The organism is Alteromonas mediterranea DE (genome assembly GCF_000020585.3).
Taxonomy (GTDB): Bacteria; Pseudomonadota; Gammaproteobacteria; order Enterobacterales; family Alteromonadaceae; genus Alteromonas; species Alteromonas mediterranea.
In genome coordinates, this window is record NC_011138.3 from 334940 (window position 1) to 360300 (window position 25361).

Below are 25361 nucleotides of genomic sequence, written 5' to 3' on the forward strand. Positions count from 1 at the left end.
ACCGATCGGTTTTTAGAATAAATTTTAATGGCTAAACACCGTTTCAATAAGATGATGAACACCGTCTAAAGAAGTCATACATAGAAAAAATAATGCAATGGCAAAAGAGAACGCTACAGTCTTATTGATAGGTGACAACTGCAACCTACCCAAGAGGAAATAGATGCGTTGCTCAAGGACATCTGCTCCGAAATTTACAACTAAAGCGCTTGATTTAAGTATGTCCTCTTGCGCATTCAGCTTTGCAACTTTAATTAAAGTGCTTGCAACGAATATCCGGTCAATTCCTTCTTCTAATACAGCATTGTCTGCATCTTGTTCCATAGCCAACACCATCTGTAGAGTTAGTAATCTTGCTACTGGTGCAAAATAAAATGAGACCAAAATACTAAAAAGCCACTTTTTCAGGGGATCATTATTTACAACATGCGCTCTTTCGTGCTTTAAAATGACATCAAGTTCTTCGGGAGTAACCTCATTCAAAAGCCCTGTAGTTATGAAGCATTTCTTGCTCCGTATTCCAGAGGTAAACGCTGCAAATTTAGGTATCTCAACTTCATATACCCCCCGGCTTAAGTTTTTTGAGAGGCAAGTTAGCAAGCTCACCTCCTGTCTATGAAGCCATAGCTGTCTCGTCTTTGAAGTCAATACAAACATCATGTAAGAGAGCAGGAGTATTATTGTAACTGCATGCCAACTAAACCAGTTGAAATCTGATATATGATGCCAATGAGCATATTGTTTAGTTTCAAATATGCTTGAGTAGACATATATATCAAGTAAGTAAAGACAGACTAAAATGCTCATTATCCATGGCATTGAAACACAAAACCAAAGCAGAGCTTTCCTTGGTTTTAACTGAACAGATGTTAACTTTTGTCCTAGTAAAGATACGCCAATAGACACAACCAAATTAGTTATTGCGAATGCAATAGTAAAAATTGCTAGCAGGTTGAAGAATATTGTCATTATTTTACTTAATCCTTGTTCACTGACTTGAGCTTTTTTTGCTCTTCTATAAGTTGCTCTAGTTTAGTTAGTTGGTCGACACTAAATTCACTTGAGATGGAAGAAAAAGCTGCGATAAGGCTGCTATCGTCGCCAGCAATAAAGTCACTAGCAACTGACTTTATAAGCTGTCCGATCAACTCGTATCTCTCGACTTTTGTGTTATAGATATATGCATGCCCCTCTTTTTTTCTGGCTAGAAGTCCCTTTTTGAAAAGGCGATCAAGTGTACTCTGGTAGGTATTTAAGCTTCCTCCCCTCACATTTATGAAATGCGAATAAAGTTGCTTTACATCAACATCTTTGTGCTTCCATAAATAATGTAGAACTAGCTTTTCAAGTTCACCAAGATTCATATTCGCCGCACCCTTTTAAAAAACCGATTAACGATAGGTATTATACATAGAGAGTACCGACCGGCAATCGGTTTTTATCTCAGTTTTTTTTCACTTCATCGTTAGGCGGAACTTATTAATAATATTATCTCACTATATTTTGCACTAAATACACCCACGCTTTCTCAACTCCTCAGCCCATTCTTTAAAGCGTTTTTCGTCGCGCTCTGCGGTCTTTGCACGTCTGTTCAAAGTTTTCTTAGACAATGCTTTGGGCTCTTCTTTGTCAAATGTTACTCCAGACAAAGCATCGGCAAACATTTCCGGCTTTACGTGACTATAGTGCTGCTCGATCATTGCTGTACTGGTTCCACATTGGCGCGCAATTACGTCCATGCTGGTTCCGTTGAGAAGCTGCCACGTAATGTAGGTATGTCGAAGAGAGTATAGCGTTCGCGGTCCTCTGGGTGACTCTTTTAATCCCGAACTTTGGAGAGCTTTCTCAAATGCCTTACCTAATTGCTTTGTGGGTTCACCATTTGCTAGCAAAAATAGTTTTTGGTTAGGTGTACGCAGTGGAAAACGTTCTCTGAGTCTAGTTAAAGCACCAATCACATCACGTTTACAAACTACTTTACGAGGGCCTGTATATTTTGTTGTTTTACCTTTGGTGATGTGAATGAAGAATTGAGCTTTAGACCCTTGCGTTTTTATTTCGATGTCCTTCCACGTTAAGGCGTCCATTTCCGTTCCGTGTCTAATACCAGTATTTATTGTTATTTCACAATAATCATAAAGTAACTCACAGATCTGACGAGTTTTTTCACTATGGGCATTAAATTCTCTTTCTAGTATTGCGTCCAATACAGCTTCGTATTCCTCTTCCGAAAATGCAGAGCGGCGTTTGCCTGCTTCACCTTTAGATGAAAGAACAGGTACTTGAGCGGCGATCATCCATTTTTGCTCAATAGCTTCTTTAAAAACGAGCTGAAGAGCAGCATTGTGAGTTAATAATGTAGAGGAGGCTGGAGACTTCTTCATCCGCCCTTTACGCCACTCATCAAATTTAGATATTTCTTCTTGGTCAATTGAAGTAATAAATGTCCGTGAAAAGTAAGGTATGTGGTAGTTTTCTAAAGCTCGAATATAGTCTTTATAGGTGCGTTTACCGCCCCCGTGTTCTAGTTGCTCTTCAAGCTTTTCGATGACGCGGTCAGCTACGTCTTTGAATCGCTTACTTTGGACTAGTGTGTTATTTTCGTGTCTAATTTGGTGGTCTAAGAAGATTCGATGTGCCATGGCGATAGCTTCGTCTTTATCTTTCTTCTTAGTTGATTTACAGAGCCATTTTTTGTGATTGGTTAGTATAAATCGCGCGTACCAGCGTTCACTGTTATCTTGTTTAAAGATATACAGCTCATCGTTTATGTCGTGTCTTTCAGTCTGTTTTGCCATAGCGCCAGTAAAACAGAAAAGAGTTCTTTTTGCAAAGAATTTGCAAAGAAATTAAAAGTTGCTTATTTTCAAAGAGTTAAACTGGTGATTTACATTGAAAATCCGCGTGTCCCTGGTTCGATCCCGGGTCGAGGCACCATTATTCAGAAAGCCCTGCATGAAAATGCGGGGCTTTTTGTTTTAGCAGTCTAACTTTATTTTACTGTGAGTAAGTTTGAAGTTTCGGTAATTGAATATGTGTATAAAATCTTCAGAGAATTTATACAATTTAGATTTAGGGTCTTTGATATTGTTATTAGGATAATATCCCTTCCCAAAAAATTTGCTTAATATAATTTTGACAGTCTTATGGAGGCGGCCGAGAATGGAAAGGATGATCTGCGTGGACTATTCCAATGTTGTCAAAGTTCGTTTCAATAGATATCGAAAGAGGTAACTTGTTAGCTAAGTTAAAATATTTATTCTTAAGCTCATTGTCTAAGTATTGCCACCATTTACCTTCATTCTGATACCAAAGCTCAGATTGGTATAGCTTGCTCAAATTGATTTCTAATATTAGTTTTTCATGATTCCCTAATACAGAAAAGAATCATTTCTCATCTAATAAATTCAAACACCTCTCAGAATTTAGGTTTCTGTCAATAAGGTCGCCGACATCAAAAACTCTATCTGTCAGAGCGCGAGTTCCTCAAGCATTTATTTGTCAGCCTCCTCAATTTTTTGTGTAAGTCCGGGTACCTCCTGTTATAACGTTAATGGAACTGGACAAAGAGAAAGCATTGTGGCAACTACTTAGAGCGTTCAAGTTCTATCGCAGTATCTGAATTACGGATTTAGTGGCGCGGCTAAAAATTTGCATGGTTGTAGGCTATTTCTCTCATCATGACTATTTCTAAAATTCTGCCGATGAATGGGCTATTCTGATTACAAATTAGTCTCGACTGTTTACCAATTCGAAAAAATCCATTATTCTCCGTATAGGTTATGTTCAATGCTTAAAAAATGTCTAAATCCCTATCAAAATTAATACTAGTATTTACAGTGCTATCTGCCCTCGTTGGGCAAGCTATGGCTATAGATACTATGAGTTTTGAAATGGCTATTGACAACAAACACTACAATAGCAATTCTGAATCGAATTGCTCTATGAACATGAGCCATGGTATGAGAGTAGATTCTAGCAGTTCCGAGAACGCTAGTATTAAAGATTGTTGCAACACTTCGGAATGCACATGCCCACCAGGTGGTTGTACTCATGCTCCCGTCCTTATAGCTTTCATGATGATTGTTCAACGCCCAGTGGTGCCGGACGCTTCATTTGGCTTATTCTTCCAACAACCAGTTACAGTAACTTCCTCACTTTTTCGCCCCCCGATATTTGCCTAACACAGGGTTAGTGCGTCCAAATTTCACGCACAATTTGTTTCAGTTCCTGTTTATTATCTAGGTGCTAATGTACCTATATGTGCCAGCTTTGTCTGGAGGCAAAAATGTTAAAAAAAATCACCTATCAAGCTGCGGTATTACTGCTAATTCTACCTGGCGTTGCCATGGCAAATATCCACCATGGCGCAAACGATGTCTTCGAATTATTAGTTTATAAATCACCATCGTGTGGATGCTGTAAAAAGTGGATAACCCATCTAGAAAGCCAAGGGTTTCACCTACGTACAAAGGACTTTCATAACTTGAGCAACATCAAGAACGAATACGGAATTTCGCCAAGTCTTCGCTCTTGCCATACCGCTGTTACAGAAAGTGGCTTTGTATTTGAAGGCCATGTCCCTTCTAAGTTTATAAAACGATTTTTGTTAGAAGAACATCCAAAGGCTATCGGGTTATCTGTTCCGGCTATGCCAGTAGGTTCACCCGGAATGGAAGTAGCAGAGCAATTTATGCCTTATACCGTTTTCATTATATATCAAGATGGGAGCTACGAACCTTACGCGAAAGTAGATAGCTACGACAGTCAATTCGATTGAAGTCAAAGTTAAACAAATAAATGCGCACTTTTGACAATCAAAGTAATTTTAATTTTTAAAAACCGAATATTAACCAAAGATAGAGGTAATCATGAAAGCACTTGTTAAATCATTTGCAATATTTAGTGTACTGCTAAGCAGCATGGCATTCGCTACTCTCAGAAGGTGCAAACATATATGAAGATAGTTTATTTTGGAAGTGACTTATTCTCGAATTGTTTGTCACTTCTAATCAAAATTAGATTGAACATTGAGCTCGTTTTCATAAACGATGTTCAGGAAAATGCGAGCTTTATCAAACGAATTTGTCGTACACACAATATTGTTTATTCCACCGAACGCCCAAGTGTCGTGACTCTTAAAGAATATTTAAATGACGAGCAGACAGTCTTTGTTGTAGCAGATTACGGATACAAACTACCCATAAACGAAATAAAATATGCGATTAATATCCACCCATCTTTACTACCCAAAAGTAGAGGCCCAACCCCACTAACCTACATTATCGACAACCCTGAGAACGCGGGTGTTAGCATTCATAAACTTACTGAGAAACTTGATGCAGGTAGCATCCTAATCCAAGAGAAATTTGAGGTCGAAGACAATGAAACGATATCATCATTGATGGTCAAGTCTCAGTTACTCGCAGAAACTCTGTTAGAAGAATTACTCAATAACTTTAATGAGCTTTATAATAACGCCACACCTCAATTGGAAAAGCTAGCGTCATTCCAAAGTCTACCTCCAGTAAAAAGAAGGTTTGTAAATTGGGATCAAAACACCACTCAATTTAGTCATGCTCTTCGACAATACGGGCACTTTGGGATTCTTATTTCGTTAGATAACGCGTTATATATCGCAAATGATGTCGAAGTCACAACTTTCAGTCACGATTTCACGTGCGGTAGCGTAATCTTTGAGGATGCACTAATTAAAAGCATTGCTATAAATGATGGCTATGTTGTACTTTCTAAGCGTAGTTTAAGGCTATATGAATCAAGAGTACTAAACTAGTTGATTACGGCTTTAATATTTAAAGGCCCTACGCACTTTTTTGTGTTGATCTGCGTCAAAGTAAGAATAACGGAATACCGCTACTATTTCCTTACTCACTGATGGAGTTTATTTGTGTCAGGCATTTATAAATGGTTTAAATTAGTACTAATAGCTGCGCTGCTTTCACAGCATGGCTTTGCTATGACGAACCCAATTATATGTGATGGTCACGACACATCAGAATCTCATATATCCTCAAATGATTCCTTATCAAACGTAGAACATACTAATTTAAATAATCACACACTTCATTCAGAAAAAGAACCAAGATGCACAGCACTGCGAAGGAAATGATCAATCGATATGCGCGTGCTGCATAGGTGCTTACTGTGCAACTTCTTTAACCCAATTTTTTGCTCCTGCGCAATCCGTTTTTCGAAAAATAGCATTTTGGCTTTTTATAAACATACACAATGGCACTGATATTTGTGGCGTCACCGTCCGAGCGTGTGGGAAAATTTCAAACGATGCGAATGAAATAGTCCTAAGTGTGATTGGCCACAATGAGTCAATGATGACGACTATTATAGCAGCTGAAACAACACGACAGATGTGCGTTTTCCATCTGGCTCCAGGTGTTTTTCACTGTGAGCAGGTTATCATTCTTTATCCAATAATTGAGGAACTGAAAAATGAGTTTCCCAATTTGGTAGTGAGGCTCTAGGCTTGGTTTTTTCCGAAGGTATTAATCAACTTATTCCGAACTGTTAGATCAATCGTTGATACACACAAGTTAAGCCTATACCAGCAACTGTATTAAGATTAATGATGAAATGTCCAGTTTTATGAAGCAGGTGTTGGAAAGTGCAAACATGACAAATGAGGGGAAGTGGCCGATACATCAGCTTCAGAAAGTGACCACCTGTTTAGAGTCCAGGACGAAGTTTGATTGATTATTTGTGGAATGAAACAACAAATACGGTTAAGTTGTCATCTGAGCTAACCGTTAGTTTAGCTCCGTTCATGTGAAGCAATGAACGAGCGATAGTCAATCCTAAACCAACGCCTTGACCATGATTTTTTCGTGAAGGGTCTGCTCTAAAAAAGCGATCAAAAAGTCTCTGAAGATGGTCATCAGAGATTTTCGGGCCTGGATTTGAAACGGTAATTTTTGTATGTTCATCGTTGGTAGATACTGCTACCTTAACAATCGCGTTTTCGAAGGAATATCGAATTGCGTTTGATAATAGATTACTCATAGCTTGTCGAAACATGGACCTATCGCAATCAATTGTGGCATCGGCCCCTCGGATGCGAATTTGAATTTGTCTTTCTTCTGCCAGTAGTTCAAAATACTCAACTAATTCTTGAAGCTCTGCTCGGCAATTTAGTCGCTCTAACTGTGGCTTGACGAGTCCATGTTCCGTTTTGGCTAGAAGTAACATGTCACTGACCATCTTGGTCATACGTTCGTATTCTTCCAAATTAGAATATAAAATATCAACATATTCACTTTCAGTGCGCGGTTGATTCAGAATAACCTGCGTTTGAGTTGTCAGGTTTGTGACCGGTGTTCTCAATTCATGCGCAATGTCCGCAGAAAAATATGAAAGTTGCTCAAAGCCAGCTTCGAGTCGTTCAATCATAGCATTAAACGACCCCACTAATCCTGCGAGCTCGACCGGTACCTCTAAAGGATTTAGTCGGATATCGAGCTTGTCAGCAGTAATAGAACCTATTTTTCTACTCAGTTTTCGTAGCGGCGAGTGGCCTCGATACACAGCAAAACGTGCCACTATTATCGTGATCAAACCAGACACGAAAATAATGCCCCATAACGTCTTTTCAAAGTCTTCCATGTAATTCATGTGAAATTCCATGTTGGAGGCTACCACAACACGGTATGTAGACTTATTCTGACCAGTGCTGACGGTCACGAGAGCTTCAGTTGCTCGCAACATATGGGATCCATCAAAAAAAAGTGTCAACATATCAGGCGTTATGAGATCGTTGTCAAACAATTGACCGGGGTATTTGTGCAAGTCAACGCCTTTACTCGAAAATACGGATTCTCCATCTTCATTTTGCACAAGGTAATAGACTCCATGATGACCAGACACTGCTTCAAAGAGGATACTCGAAGGTGCCACCTTTTCAGTGTATGCTTCGCTAAGCTTTCGTTTTACAGCATGGAATACCTCATTTAATTCATCAGCATCCTGTTCAGCAAAATGCGTTGCAATTGATTGTTGAACGATTAAGCTGATTATTGTAAGGCACAAAAATACGGTAATGCCAACAAGTATAGTGACTCTAAACGCAAGAGAGTTTGGCCGTTTTAGTTTATTCGTTACTATCATCTACACTCATTTTATAGCCCATCCCCCTGACAGTTTGAATTAGCTTTACAGGAAAGTCATCATCAATTTTTGCGCGCAATCTTCGGATAGCGACATCAATGACATTCGTGTCACTGTCAAAATTCATGTCCCATACCTGAGAGGCGATCAAAGAACGGGGCAATACTTCACCTTGACGTCTGACCATTAGTTCAAGCAATGTAAACTCTTTAGTCGTCAGATTGATTACTTTGCCACCGCGCTTCGCAACGCGAGAAGGGATATCAAGCTCCAAATCTGCAATGTGTAACGTGTTGTTAGGGACAGACGTCCCTCTCCTGATCAAGGTGCGCACTCTTGCGAGGAGTTCCGCGAAAGCAAACGGTTTAACCAAATAATCGTCTGCGCCTAACTCAAGTCCTTTGACTCTGTCATTAACGTGATCGCGAGCGGTTAAAAAAAGAACGGGTGTAAATTTACCAGATTCTCTCAATGAAGACAGGATTTTCCAACCTTCTATGTCGGGCAGCATTACATCGAGTACGATTAATTCATAATCACCAATCATCGATTTGTGGTGACCATCCAGGCCAGTCCTTACTAATTCTACAACAAAGCCGGATTCAATGAGCCCTTGTTTGATGTAATCGCCCGTTTTTACTTCGTCTTCGACTACAAGTATTTTCATGGTATGTGATTAACCTGCTGCATAGCTTTAATTCAATGGAGTAAGCCTGTTGAATACACCGCAATCGTAAAATGCTGTTAGTATACTAATAATAAAACGTATGCCAGCAACCAACAGAGTATTCAATATACTAATGAGCGCGCCACATCGTAGCTCGAAGTCGCAAATATTCAACTAAAAATACATTTTCGCTATCAATATCGCTCATGATTACAAAATTGTAATGTCAAGGTAATCTGTCTGTCAGGGCCATTTGATATTCTCATTGCCGTAGCTAATCCGTGAAAACGCGTTTCATTAAAGGAGTCAGGTTTAAGTGAAACTTTCATTCGTCAAATACCTCTTTGTTATCGCTTTGTTGAGCGTGCAAGTAAGCGGGTCTTTCGCGAGTGTAGCTACGCCATGTGCAAGCGATATGGTGCATGAAATAGATAACAGAATCGGTCATCACATGGACCACTCATCACACGACGCATCAGAGAGTTGTTGCAATCAAAATTGCTGTTGTCCCATGGCAGTCTTTCAGCTCGGCATGTTGGCTGGGGAGAGTTTCGAAACACCAAAACTGTTGAACACCCCAGCCCTAAGCAAACAAACAAGGCTGCATAAAGTCTTTATCGCTATACATTTACGCCCCCCAAAATACTCTCTCGTGTAATTAGATTAGTCGATGTAAAGACTAACAGTTACTGCACGTGACGTTTCCATCGTAAAGCGTGCAAAATCCAATATATGTGAGAGTTGTTTATGAACAAAAATATACCGTTTGGGGCTTTGTTTTCTTTAGTCCTCTTTTTAACGGCGTGCAGTGATGTACTGCAGGCAAAGAATGATGCAAAGTCTGCAACACAGGCACCGAAATTCACATTACATGTCTACAAGAGTAGAACATGTAAATGTTGTCAAAAATGGGTGCGACATGTTGAAGAACATGGCTTTGAGACAGATGTGACAAATGTCACGCTAATGTCCGGAGTCAAAGATAAATATGGCGTCGAACCCCAGTATCGCTCCTGCCATACTGCTCTTTCTCAGGACGGGTTTGTATTTGAGGGGCACATACCCGCAAAATACATCCAACAATTTTTAGAAAACCCTCCTGAAGGGGTTTTAGGGTTGAGCGTTCCAGCCATGCCAATTGGATCGCCGGGCATGGAAGTTGACGAACGATTCCAACCTTACCTTGTATTGCAACTCAATGTAGATGGTTCAGTTACGACCTTTGCTGAAGTCAACACCTATGAGGAGCAATTCTAATGAACCGGTTTTGTCTTTTTGTTTCTATTTGGGGAGCGTTCTCGTTCTCGATGGTCTCTCCCGCTATCGCGAATGAAAAATTAACGCTCAAACGTGCAGTAGAAATAGCGGTAGAAAATGATCCATGGCTCGTTGGCAGTACACATCGTGAACGTGCCACATTGTCCAGTAGTGTCGTCGCCTCGAGCCTACCAGACCCCGTTGTCAACATCGGTTTAGCAAATGTACCCACTGATGGTTTTGCGTTTGATCAAGAGCCCATGACTCAGCTAAAAGTAGGTGTGTCACAGATGTTTCCTCGTGGTGATTCGTTAGCCATAAGGTCTCGTCAATTGCGGGAGCAAGCAGCAGAGCATCCCCTGATGAGAGCCGACCGAGTGGCCAAAGCACGCGTTCAAGTATCAAACTTATGGTTAGAAATATATCGGGCGCAGCAAAGTGTAAAGCTAATTGATGAAGATAAAGCGTTATTTGAACAGCTCAGCGATATCGCAAAGGCAAATTATTCAACTGCCTTTGGACGCGTAAATCAGCAAGATATCGTTCGTGCAAAGTTGGAATTAACAAGGTTGGAAGACCGACTTACTAAACTACGAGCATTAGAAGAAAGAGCCACAGGGAAGCTTCTAGAGTGGCTAGTTAGAGATCAAAATTATCCAAGTCAATCGGGATTTGATGCCTTTTCTCGATTAACGTTGCCGCATGCCCTACCTGAGATCAAAAACATGGGGCAGAATATGAGAACAATACTTGAGCGCAGAGATCAACAATCGCTTGCAATGGTTCTCAATCAACACCCTTTGATCCTCTCGATAGAGCAAAGAATTCGCGCCAGCCAAACCGGTATTGACCTTGCCAAAGAAAAATACAAGCCACAATGGGGGGTTAACGCTAGTTACGCCTACAGAGACGACACGCCCGACGGTACAAGTCGAGCAGATTTTTTATCGATGGGTGTAAGTTTCGATGTACCTCTTTTTACAGAAAACCGCCAAGACCAAGAGGTTTCGGCTGCCGTAAGCCTATCTGAAGCCATTAAAACCGACAAGCGCTTAGTCCTCAGAGAAATGATGTCATACATCCAGTCTTTATATGCGGAAAATGAGCGATTAATGGAGCGACAAGCGCTGTACGAACTCGAATTGTTAGAGCAAATGCAAGAGCAAGCTGAGGCATCGCTCAATGCTTATACCAACGACGAAGGAGACTTTGCTGAGGTAGTGCGTGCTCGTATTGCGGATCTTAATGCCAGAATTGACGCACTGGATATCAGTGTGGATTTGGTCAAAACAAAAATTCAACTCAACTATTACTTTGATACCAACGCAGGTATTCCTTTGTCTCAAATCGGAGAACAACAATGAGCACAATTAAAGCACTCGTCATAGGCGGGGTAGCAGGCGGTATTATGACTGCGTTGGCATTCACGTTTCTGATACCATCTTCATCATCCACCGCGAATAATGAGCAAAACGAAGAGAAGCAACCGTTGTATTGGGTTGCGCCGATGGACCCAAATTACCGCAGAGACGAACCAGGAAAGTCTCCGATGGGCATGGATCTCATTCCTGTCTACGAAGAAAGTTCAAGTGGTGATGCGGGCCCAGGAACAATTACTATAGCGCCAAATGTGGAGAACAATCTTGGTGTTCGAACTGCGAAAGTGCAGCGCCGCGCGCTGCATGTCCCTATTAGAACTGTCGGGTACGTTCAATACAACGAAGAAACATTAATCCATGTGCATCCTCGCGTTGAAGGCTGGATAGAAACACTGCATGTAAAAGCATCTGGAGAATATGTTAAAAAAGGGGAACCACTTTACTCTCTATACTCGCCTGAGTTAGTGAATGCACAAGAAGAATTGCTGCTTGCTATGCGCAGAAACAACAAAGATCTGATCGTAGCTGCTCGTTCTCGCTTAAATGCATTGCAAGTGCCTGAAGACGTCGTGGAGACGTTAACAAAAACAAAAAATGTTCAGCAAACCGTTACCTTTTCCGCGCCCCAAACCGGATTCGTAGATAATTTAAACATTCGAGAAGGTTTCTTTATAAAACCTGGCGTTACAGTCATGTCGATTGGTGCATTGGATGAGGTTTGGGTTGATGCAGAGGTATTTGAGCGACAAACCGCCCAAATAGTGGAAGGGCTGCCTGTTACTATGACATTAGATTTCCTCCCCGGAAAGACGTGGCAAGGCGTTGTAGACTACGTCTACCCAACCCTTGAACAGAGTACCCGCACACTGCGTGTGCGTCTTCGCTTTGCTAATCAAGATTATACGTTAAAGCCGAACATGTTCGCTCAAGTGACTATCCACTCTGATATGGATTCGACCAACTTGATCGTGCCAACCGAAGCGGTTATTCGAACAGGCAATCAAAATCGCGTTGTATTGGCATTGGGAGATGGAAAATTTAAATCAGTTGCAATCAAAATTGGGCGAGTGGTTGACGAGTTTACAGAAGTACTTGAAGGACTGATCGATGGTGACAGCATTGTCACCTCCGCTCAATTTATGCTTGATTCAGAGAGCAGTATTAGCTCTGACTTTAAGCGAATGGAACCCCCTGAAGAAAGTCCAACATCGGTCTTCACAGAGGTGATGATCACAGACGTGATGCCTTCTCACAACATGATAACTGCAAAACATGGTCCAATTCCAGAATGGGATTGGCCGCCGATGACCATGGATTTTGTGGTAGCGGAGCATATCAATTTAGCAACGGTCAAAGGTGGTTCATCGGCACATATCGAGATCAGTAAGCAAACTGATGGTCAATATGTGGTGACAACCGTGCACATTATCGATTCAGCACAAAGTACACAGGCGACTATGTCTGAAAGCGTTTGGACTGAAGTCAAGATTAATTCTGTAATGGATGGGCATCGAATGATAAATGTCGATCATCCCGCTATAAAAGAGTGGGATTGGCCCGCGATGACGATGGATTTTAACGTGGCAGATAACATTACCTTGTCTGATTTGGCCTCTGGAACGCTTGCGCATATTGAAATTTCAAAATCCTCAAGTGGCGAATATCTTGTTTCTACCATTCATGTTGTTGAAGAGGCAAGTAGTGAAACAAGTACCGCTGTCGACGCTGTGTGGACTCAAGCAACGGTCAATGCAGTGATGAGTGCTAGCAACCAGTTAAGCCTTGAACATGACCCTATTGAGGCGTGGGATTGGCCTGCAATGACAATGGATTTTAACGTCGCTAATGAGGTTGATTTATCTGACATTACCGCTGGTATGCGACTGCACATCGAAATTACCAAAACCCAAGACGGTGCGTACGTTATTACCACAGTACATATACAAGCATCTGATAAAGGAACGATGGATCACAGCCAACATGAAGGAGCGCACGAATGATAGAAGCAGTCATACGTTGGTCGGTCTCAAACCGCTTCTTTGTTTTACTCGCAACCATCATCATAGTCGGTGGCGGTTTAGTTACAATGAAAAATACGCCAGTAGATGCGATCCCAGATTTATCCGATGTCCAAGTGATAATCAAAACGAGTTATCCTGGTCAAGCGCCACAAGTTGTAGAAGATCAGGTAACGTACCCGCTAACGACCGCCATGCTTTCCGTACCGGGTGCACAAACGGTTCGAGGTTATTCGTTTTTCGGTGACTCCTACGTTTATATCATTTTTGATGATGATACCGACTTATATTGGGCAAGAAGCAGGGTGCTTGAATATTTATCGCAAGTTGCCCCCAATCTACCTGAAAACGCCAGGCCGCAATTAGGTCCAGATGCCACAGGCGTTGGTTGGGTTTATCTGTATGCATTGGTTGACAGAACCGGCCAACACGATATTTCTCAATTACGCAGTTTGCAAGACTGGTTCTTGAAATTTGAGCTCCAAACTGTGCCTGGCGTGTCCGAAGTCTCGGCGCTAGGGGGTATGGTGAAACAGTATCAAGTGAAAGTAGATCCTGAAAAACTCCGCGCTTACGGTATACCGCTTTCTCATATTCAGATGGCAATAAAGCGAGGGAATCAAGAAGTTGGGGCCTCTGTAGTGGAGCTTGCAGAAGCTGAGTACATGGTTCGTGCTACGGGGTATATTTCTGATAAGAAGGATATCGAAACTATTCCTCTTGGCGTCAATGACAATGGCACACCGCTTTTAATAAGGGATATTGCCACTGTAGATATCGGTCCACAAATGCGCCGCGGTATAGCAGAGCTAAACGGCGAAGGGGAAACAGTCGGCGGTATTGTCGTGATGCGTTTTGGCGAGAATGCTCAAAAAACGATAGATGGCGTCAAAGCAAAACTAGAGGACTTAAAAAAAGGACTACCTGATGGCGTTGAGGTGGTCACTGTTTATGACCGTTCCGCATTAATTGAAAGGGCCGTTGATAACCTAGCTTCAAAACTATTAGAAGAGTTTATCGTAGTCGCTTTGGTATGTGTCGCCTTTCTTTTTCATGTTCGGTCGTCACTCGTCGCTATCATCAGTATTCCTGTTGGGATCATTACCGCGCTAATCGTTATGTATATGCAAGGTATCAATGCCAATATCATGTCGTTGGGCGGCATTGCTATTGCCATTGGCGCCATGAGTGATGGTGCGATCGTTATGATTGAAAATATGCACAAACACATGGAAAAGACGCCTCTTACCAAGGAAAATCGCTGGCAGGTTGTTATCGATTCTGCGGTCGAAGTTGGACCTGCGTTATTTTTCAGTTTGTTGATCATTACGGTTAGTTTTGTACCTGTTTTTACGCTTGAGGCCCAGGAAGGGAGGATGTTTTCCCCTCTTGCTTATACGAAAACATATGCAATGGCTGCATCAGCGGCACTTGCGATTACACTGGTCCCAGTCTTAATGGGGTATTTTGTACGTGGAAAGGTGTTGCCTGAACACAAAAACCCAGTCAACAAGTTTTTAACGTTTTTATACATACCGACGCTCAAGACAGTTTTGCGCTTTCCAAAGTCAACGATGGTCGCAGCATTGATTGTCTTGGCTATCGGGGTTTGGCCAATTGATAAAATTGGTAGTGAATTTATTCCCCCGCTTGACGAAGGCGATTTGATGTATATGCCGACCACCTATGCCGGCATATCAATCGGGAAGGCACGAGAGCTTCTTCAACAGACCAACAAATTAATAAAAACCGTACCAGAAGTAGAAACGGTATTTGGCAAAGTAGGGCGGGCGGATACGGCGACGGACCCCGCGCCACTGACCATGATTGAGACATTCATTCAATTGAAACCCAAAGAACAATGGCGAGAAGGGATGACCACGCAGGACCTTATTAAAGAGTTTGATGCAGTGGTCAATTTACCGGGCTTAACCAACGCATGGGTGATGCCAATAAAAACCCGAATTGACATGCTTGCCACAGGAATTAAAACCCCTGTTGGGATTAAAATTGGTGGTCCCGATCTAATGGAAATTCAAAAAATCGGCCAACAAATTGAGTCAATATTAACTGACGTCGATGGCACGGCTTCAGTGTATTCTGAACGCGTCGCTGGCGGTCGCTACTTGAAAGTCGACATTGATCGCGAAAAAGCCGCCCGATATGGGCTCAATATCGCTGATGTTCAGCAAATTGTCTCTAGTGCAATTGGCGGTGTTAACGTAACACAGAGTGTAGAAGGGCTGGAGCGCTATCCAGTAAATATTCGTTATCCGCAGTCATACCGAAGCTCTCCAGAGTCGCTTTCTTTGTTACCTGTAGTGACACCACAAGGAAAACGTATAGCCTTAGCTGATGTTGCTGACGTCTACATCGAAGACGGACCACCGGGTATCAAGAGTGAAAACGCGCGGCTCAATGGATGGGTGTATGTTGACATCGATGGTGTAGACATAGGCACGTATGTGGCTACCGCGCAGCAAGTTGTTGCTGAACAACTCGTTTTACCCGCCGGCTATTCAATTAATTGGTCTGGCCAATACGAGTATATGTTAAGGGCAAAGGAGAAGCTCACTTACGTTGTGCCTTTGACGCTCGCTATAATCGTTATTCTATTGTACCTCAACTTCCGAAACTTCATTGAAGTGGCGATTATTATGGGGACGTTGCCATTGTCGATGGTTGGCAGCATATGGCTTATGTACATCGAAGGCTTTAATTTCTCCGTGGCCGTAGGCGTAGGTTTCATTGCCTTGGCCGGTGTCGCTGTAGAAATAGGAGTCATTATGCTTGTATATCTCAATCATGAATATCAGGCACTGATGGATAGATGCAAAGAAGGGGGTACCTTACCGAGCGCCGAGATGTTGACCGAGGCAGTACTGCACGGTGCAGGATTGCGTGTTCGTCCCGTCATGATGACAACGGCCACTATCATCTTTGGATTGCTGCCGGTTTTATATGGCTCTGGTACGGGGTCCGAAGTCATGAGTCGGATTGCCGCGCCGATGGTGGGAGGAATGGTTAGTGCGATTATTCTGACACTACTCATACTGCCTGCCATTTATTTAATATGGCGCAAACAACAGCTTAAATACTTGGCTGTCGTTGCGTAATGAAAGGACCTGTTCGCCGTTCACATCGTTGGCTTATGATGCTAGTCGGCGGGCAGGTGTTGTTTTGGTCGTTAAGCGGCCTTTACATGGTCTGGTTTGATATCTACTACATTCAGGGTGAACATTTTTTTACCTGGGCCCAGCGCGATGATGAAAGACGTCACAGGCTTGCTGATCGACAATACCATTGACCCAAATGCCATCAATATTGAAGCATTTGTGTTATCTATAACCCATCAAGTCTAAGGAGACTTTAAATGAAACTAATCTTTTCAATGCTCATGGTAGCCTTAAGTTTTTCTACTTTTGCTCACACAACACTTAAGACATCTACGCCTAAGGATAATGCAATGTTGATGTCATCTCCACCTGAACTATCATTGGTTTTTACCAAGCCTGTAAGGTTGGCTAGAGTAACGTTGCAATCAAAAAGTGGGGAAACCATTCCGTTTGAGTTTAAGCCAAGTACGGAACTCGCTAGTGCCTTTAGTTACGAATTACCCGGATTACCAGTAGATACATACACTGTCAATTGGATGTTGCTAGGTCAGGACGGTCACAAAATGGAAGGGGCTTTTAGTTTTATGGTGCATGCTTCAATGATGAAACATAACGATAAAAAGCACGACAGCACGCACGGCAACCATTAGAGGACGCTATGGACATTTGGCAGTTGGGGTTGTTGATTTCAAAGTTTGGTGTTTATCTCGGCGTATCAGCGCTGCTTGGTGGTGGTTGGATTTTGTGCATTACCAATACTGATATTGACACCAAATTTACTTTACCCGCAAGCTTACAAACAACGGTAACAAGGCACATGTGTTTGTTTGCGGTCATTGGCATCATTTTTAGTGCTTTTGACTTTTTGTTTCAGGTTGGGCAGCTCGCTCAATCTGGATACGCTGGTATGTTTGACCCCATTATGCGAGAGATGGTCACGCATTCAACGCTCGGAGATGTTGCAAAAAGTCGACTAGTGCTGTTCGCAAGTGCGCTACTATATTTAACCTACTTAGGTCATTCAATTAGAAAAAATGCTTTTATTTCAAATCGCTCTCTTGGAATTTTCATTGTTATTGCGTTGGCAGGATTTGGGTATACATTTACATTAACTGGGCATACTCAACAGTTACAACCTAGTTTCAAGTTTATCCTGGCTGCTCATGCCGTTATTGCGCTCGCGTGGGTGGGTTCACTCTGGCCTCTTTCAAGGACGTGCGTAGAGCTTTCTACCCCCAATTTGCACCATGTCATGACAAAATTTGGGAAATCGGCGATGTACCCCATTGGGGGGCTAATTATTGCTGGTTTACTACTGGCTTGGCAACTTGTGCGTTCTGTTAGCAGTTTGCTCGACACAAACTACGGCTTTGTATTGCTTGTTAAGCTGTTGTTTGTTGGTGCCATCTTTCTAATCGCGTTGTTACACAAACTGCGATTGGTTCCTCAGCTTTTAACCGGCATAACCAGTCCTCGAACGCTTCAAAAATCAATCCAAATCGAACTTTGTATAGGGATATCTATTTTAATGGTGACGGTGGTGTTAAGTACCGCCGTAGGCCCCAATTATTGAAGAAACACAAAATGAAAAAAATCTACTTGTTGTCAATCATACTCTTTCCTTTGCTGTTAACTAACTGTGTTAATGCTCATGATAAAACGCATAACGACACCAGTAATAGTCCTATGTTCTCAGGGCTAGACTCCGACGCAGGAATAATAGCAAAACAATTCCACAAAGCACTCTCCGAGGCTAATGCAGAGACAGTCATGAGCTTACTTGCCGATGATGTCCTTATTTTGGAAGGTGGCAGAATTGAGCGCAGTGCCGACGAATATCGTGCACATCATTTGCAAGCAGACATGCAATTTTCATCTGCCGTAACCACGAAGACGATTGAGCATCATGTTCGTGTGCATGGTAATACAGCTGTCTCCATTTCAAGAAGTCACACTTCTGGAAACTATAAAGGTCGAGATATTGATAGGACAGGCAATGAAACGCTCTTTTTAACGCTGATCAATGGACAGTGGAAAATCAGTCATATTCATTGGTCTCACTAACTCCCCACCAAATTAAAATAAAAAGGTCAAAACGATGAAACTTTTCTATGCAAGCTGCGTTGTTATTTTTTTAGCCACATCACCATACATTTATGCGTCTGAGCAAACGAACGACGAAACCGAGATACTAGAAATGATCCAAGATATTGAAAAGGGGTGGGAGTCTGGTAACGGTATGCCGTTCTATCAACATTATCTTGGCCAGGTAGGTGCGCGTTACATTGAGTCAGGCGGTCAGAATAAAGGGTTAGAGGATTTGGTCAAAAATCATGTAGAGCCGGAAAAAGAGGTATTGAAACGATTGACCATTGATATTCTAGATATCGAAACAAACGTTGAAGGAGACTTCGCTTGGGCAGTTACGACAGTAAATGTTTCAGGAGAAGTACGCAAAACCGGCGCAGTTTTTGATAAAAAAGGATTTCAAACCTATTTGTTTCGCCGAACTGATGAAGGATGGAAGGTCATTCATTCGCATTCATCTACCCGTGATAATAAGCCACATAAGCACCGTTAACAACGTTGAATTCCGTGCAAAATCGCAATATCACATTGGATGCAATACGAACGTTAGCCATTGTGTTGATGGTTGTATTCCATTTTGCTTACGACCTTCGTTTCTTTGGTTGGGTTGATTGGAATGTCCCCAATGGAAAAGGGTGGAGGGAGTTTCGGTATGTAATATTGACGCTCTTCTTCGTGAGTGTAGGCGCGTCGCTCGTGCTCGGGAATTATCGAAAATTTAGTCTAAAAATGTTTTTACTGCGGCTGTTTTCCATAGCGTTCTGGGCCGCGGTAATATCGCTTTTTACGTATTATTTTTTTAATGCAAACTGGATATTCTTTGGCGTATTGCATTTTATTGCTGTAGCGAGTGTTTTGTGTGTTCCGTTGATTAGAAAACCCATATTGTCGCTGTTGTTGGGTTTTGTTGCGGTCACGTTGTTTAACATTGGCCTAGTATCCAGTAAATGGCCATTTAATCTGATCAGTTTGTCACTACCTCATTCTCCAAACGATTACGTTGCGATTTTTCCATGGATAGGTGTTGTATTGTTTGGTATTGCGATAGGGCACGTTTTGAAAAGCGGATTTGATCCGTTTGCAAAATGGAATATCCCGAATAACTTGACTCTTCTCGGACGGCATAGTTTAGCGGTTTACATATTGCATCAACCTATCTTTTTTGCGCTGTTTGGTACTATCTATTGGTTTAGCTCATCGGTGTAACTATGCACCTTTTACTTTGCCATAAATCACCTTCAGTAATTAATATCCGCTATGCTGCCGCAGACATAAAATTACGATGAGATATGCACATTTTTTTTTGGGGGGGGGGGGAGAGTCAAGGCAGCAGAGTAATGCTTGATACACGCATATGCGCTTGCGCGCAAATGCGTGTGTCGATACACTCTCGATATCAACGCTAATGTGTTTACAGCAACGCAAGATTAATTCGGAGAAGATTGTGCTTTTAGTGCCAACAAACCCAGACTACCGTTAATACTCAAACAGTTTTGGTCGTTCTTCTTTGAAGTTGGTGTATTTTGACCACAAAGAGTTGCATTCTCTTGACTCTATTACGTCAGTTATTTGTCTTACAGTAGCCATATCGTTTTCTACCAGCAATGCAGACACTTGTGATAACATTTCGGCTTTAGCGGGTTGTTATTCAAAAATTTCATGAAGTCTCAAACATCCCCTGATAAAAACCAAGCTGTCTACCATGCAGATTACGCGAAAAATGAAACGCGGTAACCGCTCTGGTGTTTTGTATTCGCTTCGTTTAACCAAAAGAGTAAATTCTGCTCAAAAGCAACAAGGTTTTCATTGATCCGTTGCGTCGCATCGACATTCAATATACCAAACCGCGACATTTCAGCCTCATAAAATGCAAGATCTAGTAATGCTTCGTAATACAGCATTTTAGCATCTTCTAGCTTGTTTTTGACTTTTTCAAACCGTAAAATTGCGTGCTCTTGAATTGAAATCACTTCTCTTAATATGCTTGGATCACACCGAACCGTTGCTGTTTCATCAATTGAAGTAAGCGTTAAGTCGTTAAAAAACCGATCGTAACCATCTTCCACTAAGAACCGGCGAAGATATATGGAGACCGCGAGGTTTTTAAATATCAGCCCATTTTGTGTTTCTGTTTCTCCCATTAGATTTTCAAATGCTGTCTCTGCATATTGAACCTTGTCTAAATTTAATTGCTCAAGACGCCTTACTTCTTCCTTATGGTCTTGAGTGAGGCGAACAATATCGTTTTCGTGCCTCTCAGTCAGTGAATTAATTTGCCGCTGCGTGTTCATTTGTAGTTCTATCAGTTCACGATCCGTTGCTTCTCTCAAGGCAACTAAGTCGCTTTCAGCTTCATCTTTAACTGCCTTCGTTCGCGAACTTTGAACATGGTTCATCCAAGAAGCGAGTAGTGTTTCAGATTTAGTCGATTTATGCAGTTGATTTAAATGGGGTTGCAATTGCATTCGAATGTCTTACATGTTGAGAACCTGCAAAGACCGCTTTACCTGCTCTAACTCTTGAGCACTCAACTCACGTAACTCTGCGTCAGAAGCCTCTGAAATTTTCTTATTTGCGTCATCAATTTGTTGCTCAATCCGAGCCAGTCGCCTGTTGACTTCTGAACTCGAAAGGGTGGCATTTTCCAGCAAAATCAAGTCACGATTAATTTCATCAATTTGTGCTTTAAGACCAGTTAATCCTCTGTAAAAATCGCCATGCTCACGATCATTTGGATGTGCGAGCGATGATGACATCACAAGAAACAAACATATCCATCTTTTCATAAACTATTTCCTTGTTACAAGTAACCACAATGCCAATTCAATATGGGTAGAACATACGTTCACAATATCGAAATCGTCACAGCAATGACTAAAAGTTTTTTAGTCAGGGCGCAGAAGAGAGCTCATAAACAGACCAGTAGGATCGTATTGTTGTTTTAATAATTTCAAACGAGCTGTGTGTTGGCCGTAGTAAAGAGCAAGTGACGACCCATTCCCCATGTCATAATTTTGGTAAGAATGACCATTAAAAAACGGTAATAGCAAATCGAAAGATTTATTCACCCAATCGATAACTTCAGTATCGTCACATTCAGCTTGAGTGATCCCTGTGATACTACAGACGAAAGAAGCGTTGCGGTGAATAAATGCCGAATCGTCAGCGTTTACATCCTGAATAGCGCCACAAAGCGGGTCTAGCATAAATCCACCTGAATTTCCCGGACAAGCTCGGTAACACGATAAAAGTGTTTCAATGAATTCGTCTGATAGCTCGCCTTCAATTATGCCATTTCGCCAATACAAACTCAGATCACTATCGTAGTCATTGGATTGGCATTCAACGTATTGCGACCGCCTACTTAACAATTTGGCACCGTCTTGCCATTTGGCTACAGAATCCAAACCCTGCACCGAGTCCTCACTAAACCCCATTATCGAAATTCGAGCTTTATCTTCCATCGATCGCGAGAGATATGCATATAGAAAAACCGATCTGTTATCACTGAGCACTGTTTTGCTATATTGCCTAAGAATAGATCGTGCGTGACATAATGGCCACTCGAGTATTCGGCCATCAATATTTTGGGGGGCATCGTGTAATTTAAACGTGATATCGGTCACAACGCCAAATTGACCATGGCCACACCCTTTTAATGCCCAAAATAACTCCGCATGTTGGGATTCTGTCACTTGTCTTACTTTACCGTCAGCAGTTATCAATCCAAACGCGAGCACATTGTAGCAACTCAAACCAAGCTTTCTGGACAAAAAACCGATCCCCCCTCCCAATGTTGCGCCGACAACACCAACATCGGGACAGGTACCCAAAGGAACCACTTTATTGTGTTGCGCTAGAAAATGGTCCAATTCACTATTTTTGACGCCTGCGCCGACGTTTACTGAGCTCTTATCAACATTCAGTACAGTTGTTTTAAACATCGACATATCAATTACAATTGCATTGTTAAGGACCGACATGCCACTTACACCATGCCCTTGACCCTTAATTGTAATGGATAAGCGCAACTGCTTTGCACATTTGACAATGTGTATAATATCGGTCTTTGTCTTAGGTTGAATAATTACTAACGGAAAACGCGAAACACCTTGATTGAATACTTTCCTGTTTTCTTCATATTCTGCACTACCCGGTGACCAGAATGCGCCGCCAACAAGACTTGCCAGTTCTACCAGGCTTGTTTCAGTAGCACGCGTGTCAATTGAATCAGTTTTTGTCTGTTTTGCAGGTGAAACTTCAACAATACTCTCTAGTAAATTCCAACTACGACTTCCAAAAGTGTTTGGCGTGACATCGCTTAGCAATTGTCGCAGATATTGTGCAACTAATCGGGGAGGTAAAAGCTTGTTTGCCGAAAACATACTGCGCATTAACTCCGATGCAGGCAAAACTCGATTTGAGGCTTGCCTTATCGTTTCCTGCATTTTGGTGTCGACGTTTCCAGGAGCCACAGTTGTAAAAACAGCAATATCGTTATCGACTTCAAGTTGAAAACACTGGCACAGCATATTTAATGATGCTTTGCTCACACAATAAGCTGAGGCGCCAGCAACGGGTTGTACTGGCAAATCACTGGTTAAAAACATCACGCGGCTATGACTAAATTTTTTTAAGCATATCTGCGTTAAAAGGCGAGGTACTTCGACATTTATCCATTGGGTTGCCTCCCACTCATCAGGGGCGACGTTGCTAATATCTCCAAATGGCATGACAACACCTGCGCAATGGATCAGGTAGCTAAAGTGAGTATGCTGATTGACAACGTTTTGAAGGCTTTTAATACAATCCCTATTAGTGAAATCGATACACTCGATTCTGACCCTATCCCCATAAGACCTTTTAAGCTGTTGTAAAGTTTCTGGATTTCTACAAAGTGCTACGATCTGGATAAAAGGGTAGGAGAGTAGAAGCTCTTTTGTAAGCGCAAGTCCTATACCAGAGCTAGCGCCTGATATTAGTGCTGTCTGTTGATACAACATCTTAAAAGCCTATTTCGTAGAAGAGTGAAAGCTCACTTATATGTTTGATAGCTTCAGCATAAGTAAAGTCCTTGAATGGATAAATAAAGTTAATGATTTGATTACAGAAATGTAATCAAACCGTAATCGATTCGTTGTGATGCTTTGATCTGAATCAACTACAGTTGAAATGAAATCACTACGATTAAATACATAAACATTTTATTAAGGTGCCTACGACGAACAAGGACAACTAGATATCACAGCCAATGGGTTTGATATCAACTTTATTAGTACTCACGCCATCATCAGAGGCGAGTATATTAAAACTGAAACGGACTCATTTGTTGAGCGAGATCATGAGCAAACTATTGACTCATTTTCACGCAATGGATGGTTTTTACAAGGTACTTTCTTCGTTGGGCATGCTTTTCAATCCCTAGGTAGTACTGAATTGGTCCTTGAATATGCTGAAACCAATAAAATTGAAGAAGCGGAGCGCTGGATGGTAGGTGTCAACTATTGGTTGGACCCTCGTTCAGTTATTAAGGTGGGCTATGAAGATACAGACGTAGTTGAAGGCCCTGATGATACACGGTTTGCTGTGCAATTCAGCTATGGATTCTAGGGGATATCATGAACAAGAAATTAATTATATGTGCACTAATCACATTTATTTCGTTACCGAACTTGGCAGACGATGAAACCACACTTTCTGGCGCAGAGTTAATTAATAACAACTGTGCGCGTTGTCATAACAGTAGGCCTGTGCGTGAGTTTTCTATCAGTGAGTGGAGAGTGATCATGCCACACATGCGCGAAAAAGCGCATTTAACCGGCAGCGAAGTATAAGCCATTCTTGAATTCATGGAAATAGCTTCTAGTCCTGCTCAACCGGTAGAGGTGACTCTGGCTAAATCATTAACAGTCAATCCACGTGACGTACTCACTCGATATGGTTGTCAGGGGTGTCATCAAGTGCAAGGCGCAGGCGGAACACTCGGTCCATCGCTGGATAATGTTATTAGCGAAAAAGGCAGGGCATTCTTTTTGCGCAAAGTTAAGGAGCCTCAATTTAATAACTCGTCGTCCGCAATGCCGCAAATGCCGATTACAGATGATGAGCTTGAAGCTTTAGCTGAGTTTTTATCGTCCATATAGCCTATTGACCTGAGTCTAAGACATTAGATTAAGGTGACAAGACGTAAACTTTAAACCTAAAACGCTCAACTGAGCATAATCAAAGGAAACAATCTTATGAAAAAGCTTACTTCACTATTACTGGCCAGTGCTTTAGTCGTTGCGCCAATAGCGACTTCTTTTGCATATCAACAGACTGACAAATCTGATATGCCGATGATGGATGGTCAGATGATGCAAAAGATGCAGACGCATATGGAAGAAATGCGCGCAGTATTGGATGCCGTTAAGAGTGAATCGGATCCGGAGAAGCGCGAAGCCATGTTGCATGAGCATGCCCAAAAGATGCAAGACATGATGGGCATGATGGAAGGAAGCGACTCGATGGGGATGAAAGCGGGAAAAGGAATGAAACACAAACACACTGATATGTCCACCGAAGACAAAATGAAAATGATGGAACAGCGTATGTCGATGATGGAAGACATGATGAGCCAAATGATGGGGCACACCGCTGAAAAGTCTAAACCAATACATAAACACAAATAGAGCTAATCACCACGTTACGAGGCAGGAGG

The 25361-nt window shown here is 41.9% G+C and carries 24 protein-coding genes; 16 read left to right on the forward strand and 8 right to left on the reverse strand.

What is annotated here, in order from left to right:
• Positions 1-24: 24 nt before the first annotated feature.
• The 3 genes from MADE_RS01490 to MADE_RS01500 all read right to left on the reverse strand — a co-directional run bounded on the left by MADE_RS01490 (position 25) and on the right by MADE_RS01500 (position 2798).
• Positions 25-969 carry a M56 family metallopeptidase gene (locus MADE_RS01490; RefSeq protein ID WP_012516824.1) on the reverse strand — a complete coding sequence of 315 codons (945 nt, stop codon included), beginning with the start codon at positions 967-969 and terminating at the stop codon, positions 25-27.
• Between the two features lie 8 nt (positions 970-977).
• A complete protein-coding gene (locus MADE_RS01495) occupies positions 978-1364 on the reverse strand; it encodes a BlaI/MecI/CopY family transcriptional regulator (protein WP_012516825.1) in 387 nt (128 codons plus the stop codon).
• A gap of 144 nt (positions 1365-1508) precedes the next feature.
• The gene (locus tag MADE_RS01500; RefSeq protein ID WP_012516826.1) at positions 1509-2798 is read right to left on the reverse strand and encodes a tyrosine-type recombinase/integrase; all 1290 of its coding nucleotides are present in this window, start codon (positions 2796-2798) and stop codon (positions 1509-1511) included.
• A 1095-nt stretch (positions 2799-3893) separates the two neighbouring features.
• Here MADE_RS01500 and MADE_RS21140 point away from each other — a divergent pair.
• The 3 genes from MADE_RS21140 (at position 3894) to MADE_RS01510 (ending at position 5794) form a co-directional block, all read left to right on the forward strand.
• Complete coding sequence (locus tag MADE_RS21140; RefSeq protein WP_404978260.1) at positions 3894-4184, forward strand: hypothetical protein; 291 nt, start codon at positions 3894-3896, stop codon at positions 4182-4184.
• Between the two features lie 104 nt (positions 4185-4288).
• Entirely contained in the window at positions 4289-4780 is a 492-nt protein-coding gene (locus MADE_RS01505; RefSeq protein WP_012516827.1) for a DUF411 domain-containing protein, read from the forward strand.
• 177 nt (positions 4781-4957) lie between these two features.
• Complete coding sequence (locus MADE_RS01510; protein WP_012516828.1) at positions 4958-5794, forward strand: formyltransferase family protein; 837 nt, start codon at positions 4958-4960, stop codon at positions 5792-5794.
• 935 nt (positions 5795-6729) lie between these two features.
• Here the strand turns inward: MADE_RS01510 and MADE_RS01515 are convergent.
• Positions 6730-8136: a heavy metal sensor histidine kinase gene (locus tag MADE_RS01515; RefSeq protein ID WP_012516829.1), complete on the reverse strand. Its 1407-nt coding sequence runs from the start codon at positions 8134-8136 to the stop codon at positions 6730-6732.
• On the reverse strand, positions 8120-8803 hold the full coding sequence (locus MADE_RS01520) for a heavy metal response regulator transcription factor (protein WP_012516830.1): 684 nt from the start codon (positions 8801-8803) through the stop codon (positions 8120-8122). Before MADE_RS01520 ends, MADE_RS01515 begins: the two co-directional genes overlap by 17 nt.
• Positions 8804-9550: 747 nt before the next feature.
• Between MADE_RS01520 and MADE_RS01525 the strand changes: the two genes are divergently transcribed.
• The 9 genes from MADE_RS01525 (at position 9551) to MADE_RS01570 (ending at position 19867) form a co-directional block, all read left to right on the forward strand.
• Positions 9551-10060, forward strand: coding sequence for a DUF411 domain-containing protein (locus tag MADE_RS01525; protein ID WP_012516831.1), 510 nt, complete (start codon positions 9551-9553; stop codon positions 10058-10060).
• Complete coding sequence (locus MADE_RS01530; RefSeq protein WP_012516832.1) at positions 10060-11424, forward strand: TolC family protein; 1365 nt, start codon at positions 10060-10062, stop codon at positions 11422-11424. The genes MADE_RS01525 and MADE_RS01530 overlap by 1 nt, the downstream gene beginning before the upstream one ends.
• Complete coding sequence (locus tag MADE_RS01535; RefSeq protein ID WP_012516833.1) at positions 11421-13439, forward strand: efflux RND transporter periplasmic adaptor subunit; 2019 nt, start codon at positions 11421-11423, stop codon at positions 13437-13439. The genes MADE_RS01530 and MADE_RS01535 overlap by 4 nt, the downstream gene beginning before the upstream one ends.
• Positions 13436-16573 carry an efflux RND transporter permease subunit gene (locus MADE_RS01540; RefSeq protein ID WP_012516834.1) on the forward strand — a complete coding sequence of 1046 codons (3138 nt, stop codon included), beginning with the start codon at positions 13436-13438 and terminating at the stop codon, positions 16571-16573. Before MADE_RS01535 ends, MADE_RS01540 begins: the two co-directional genes overlap by 4 nt.
• A 257-nt stretch (positions 16574-16830) precedes the next feature.
• Complete coding sequence (locus tag MADE_RS01550) at positions 16831-17223, forward strand: copper resistance CopC family protein (protein ID WP_012516837.1); 393 nt, start codon at positions 16831-16833, stop codon at positions 17221-17223.
• An 8-nt stretch (positions 17224-17231) separates the two neighbouring features.
• Positions 17232-18146: a copper resistance D family protein gene (locus MADE_RS01555; RefSeq protein ID WP_012516838.1), complete on the forward strand. Its 915-nt coding sequence runs from the start codon at positions 17232-17234 to the stop codon at positions 18144-18146.
• An 11-nt stretch (positions 18147-18157) separates the two neighbouring features.
• The gene (locus MADE_RS01560; protein ID WP_041912803.1) at positions 18158-18637 is read left to right on the forward strand and encodes a YybH family protein; all 480 of its coding nucleotides are present in this window, start codon (positions 18158-18160) and stop codon (positions 18635-18637) included.
• Positions 18638-18671: 34 nt separating this feature from the next.
• Positions 18672-19154 carry a YybH family protein gene (locus MADE_RS01565; RefSeq protein WP_012516840.1) on the forward strand — a complete coding sequence of 161 codons (483 nt, stop codon included), beginning with the start codon at positions 18672-18674 and terminating at the stop codon, positions 19152-19154.
• A 68-nt stretch (positions 19155-19222) separates the two neighbouring features.
• Positions 19223-19867 (forward strand): heparan-alpha-glucosaminide N-acetyltransferase, encoded by a 645-nt coding sequence (locus tag MADE_RS01570; RefSeq protein ID WP_012516841.1) that lies wholly within the window; start codon positions 19223-19225, stop codon positions 19865-19867.
• A gap of 503 nt (positions 19868-20370) precedes the next feature.
• Here MADE_RS01570 and MADE_RS01575 read toward each other — a convergent pair.
• The 3 genes from MADE_RS01575 to MADE_RS01585 form a co-directional block, all read right to left on the reverse strand.
• Entirely contained in the window at positions 20371-21126 is a 756-nt protein-coding gene (locus tag MADE_RS01575) for a hypothetical protein (protein WP_012516842.1), read from the reverse strand.
• 9 nt (positions 21127-21135) lie between these two features.
• Positions 21136-21447, reverse strand: coding sequence for a hypothetical protein (locus tag MADE_RS01580; RefSeq protein WP_012516843.1), 312 nt, complete (start codon positions 21445-21447; stop codon positions 21136-21138).
• Between the two features lie 99 nt (positions 21448-21546).
• On the reverse strand, positions 21547-23664 hold the full coding sequence (locus tag MADE_RS01585; RefSeq protein WP_012516844.1) for an SDR family NAD(P)-dependent oxidoreductase: 2118 nt from the start codon (positions 23662-23664) through the stop codon (positions 21547-21549).
• A gap of 433 nt (positions 23665-24097) precedes the next feature.
• Here MADE_RS01585 and MADE_RS20635 point away from each other — a divergent pair, with 433 nt between their 5' ends.
• The 4 genes from MADE_RS20635 (at position 24098) to MADE_RS01595 (ending at position 25332) form a co-directional block, all read left to right on the forward strand.
• The gene (locus tag MADE_RS20635; protein ID WP_012516845.1) at positions 24098-24271 is read left to right on the forward strand and encodes a hypothetical protein; all 174 of its coding nucleotides are present in this window, start codon (positions 24098-24100) and stop codon (positions 24269-24271) included.
• 8 nt (positions 24272-24279) lie between these two features.
• Complete coding sequence (locus tag MADE_RS20790) at positions 24280-24495, forward strand: hypothetical protein (protein WP_012516846.1); 216 nt, start codon at positions 24280-24282, stop codon at positions 24493-24495.
• A 15-nt stretch (positions 24496-24510) separates the two neighbouring features.
• Positions 24511-24804, forward strand: coding sequence for a c-type cytochrome (locus MADE_RS20795; protein WP_226434253.1), 294 nt, complete (start codon positions 24511-24513; stop codon positions 24802-24804).
• A 96-nt stretch (positions 24805-24900) separates the two neighbouring features.
• Entirely contained in the window at positions 24901-25332 is a 432-nt protein-coding gene (locus tag MADE_RS01595) for a hypothetical protein (protein ID WP_012516848.1), read from the forward strand.
• The last annotated feature ends 29 nt before the right edge of the window (positions 25333-25361 follow it).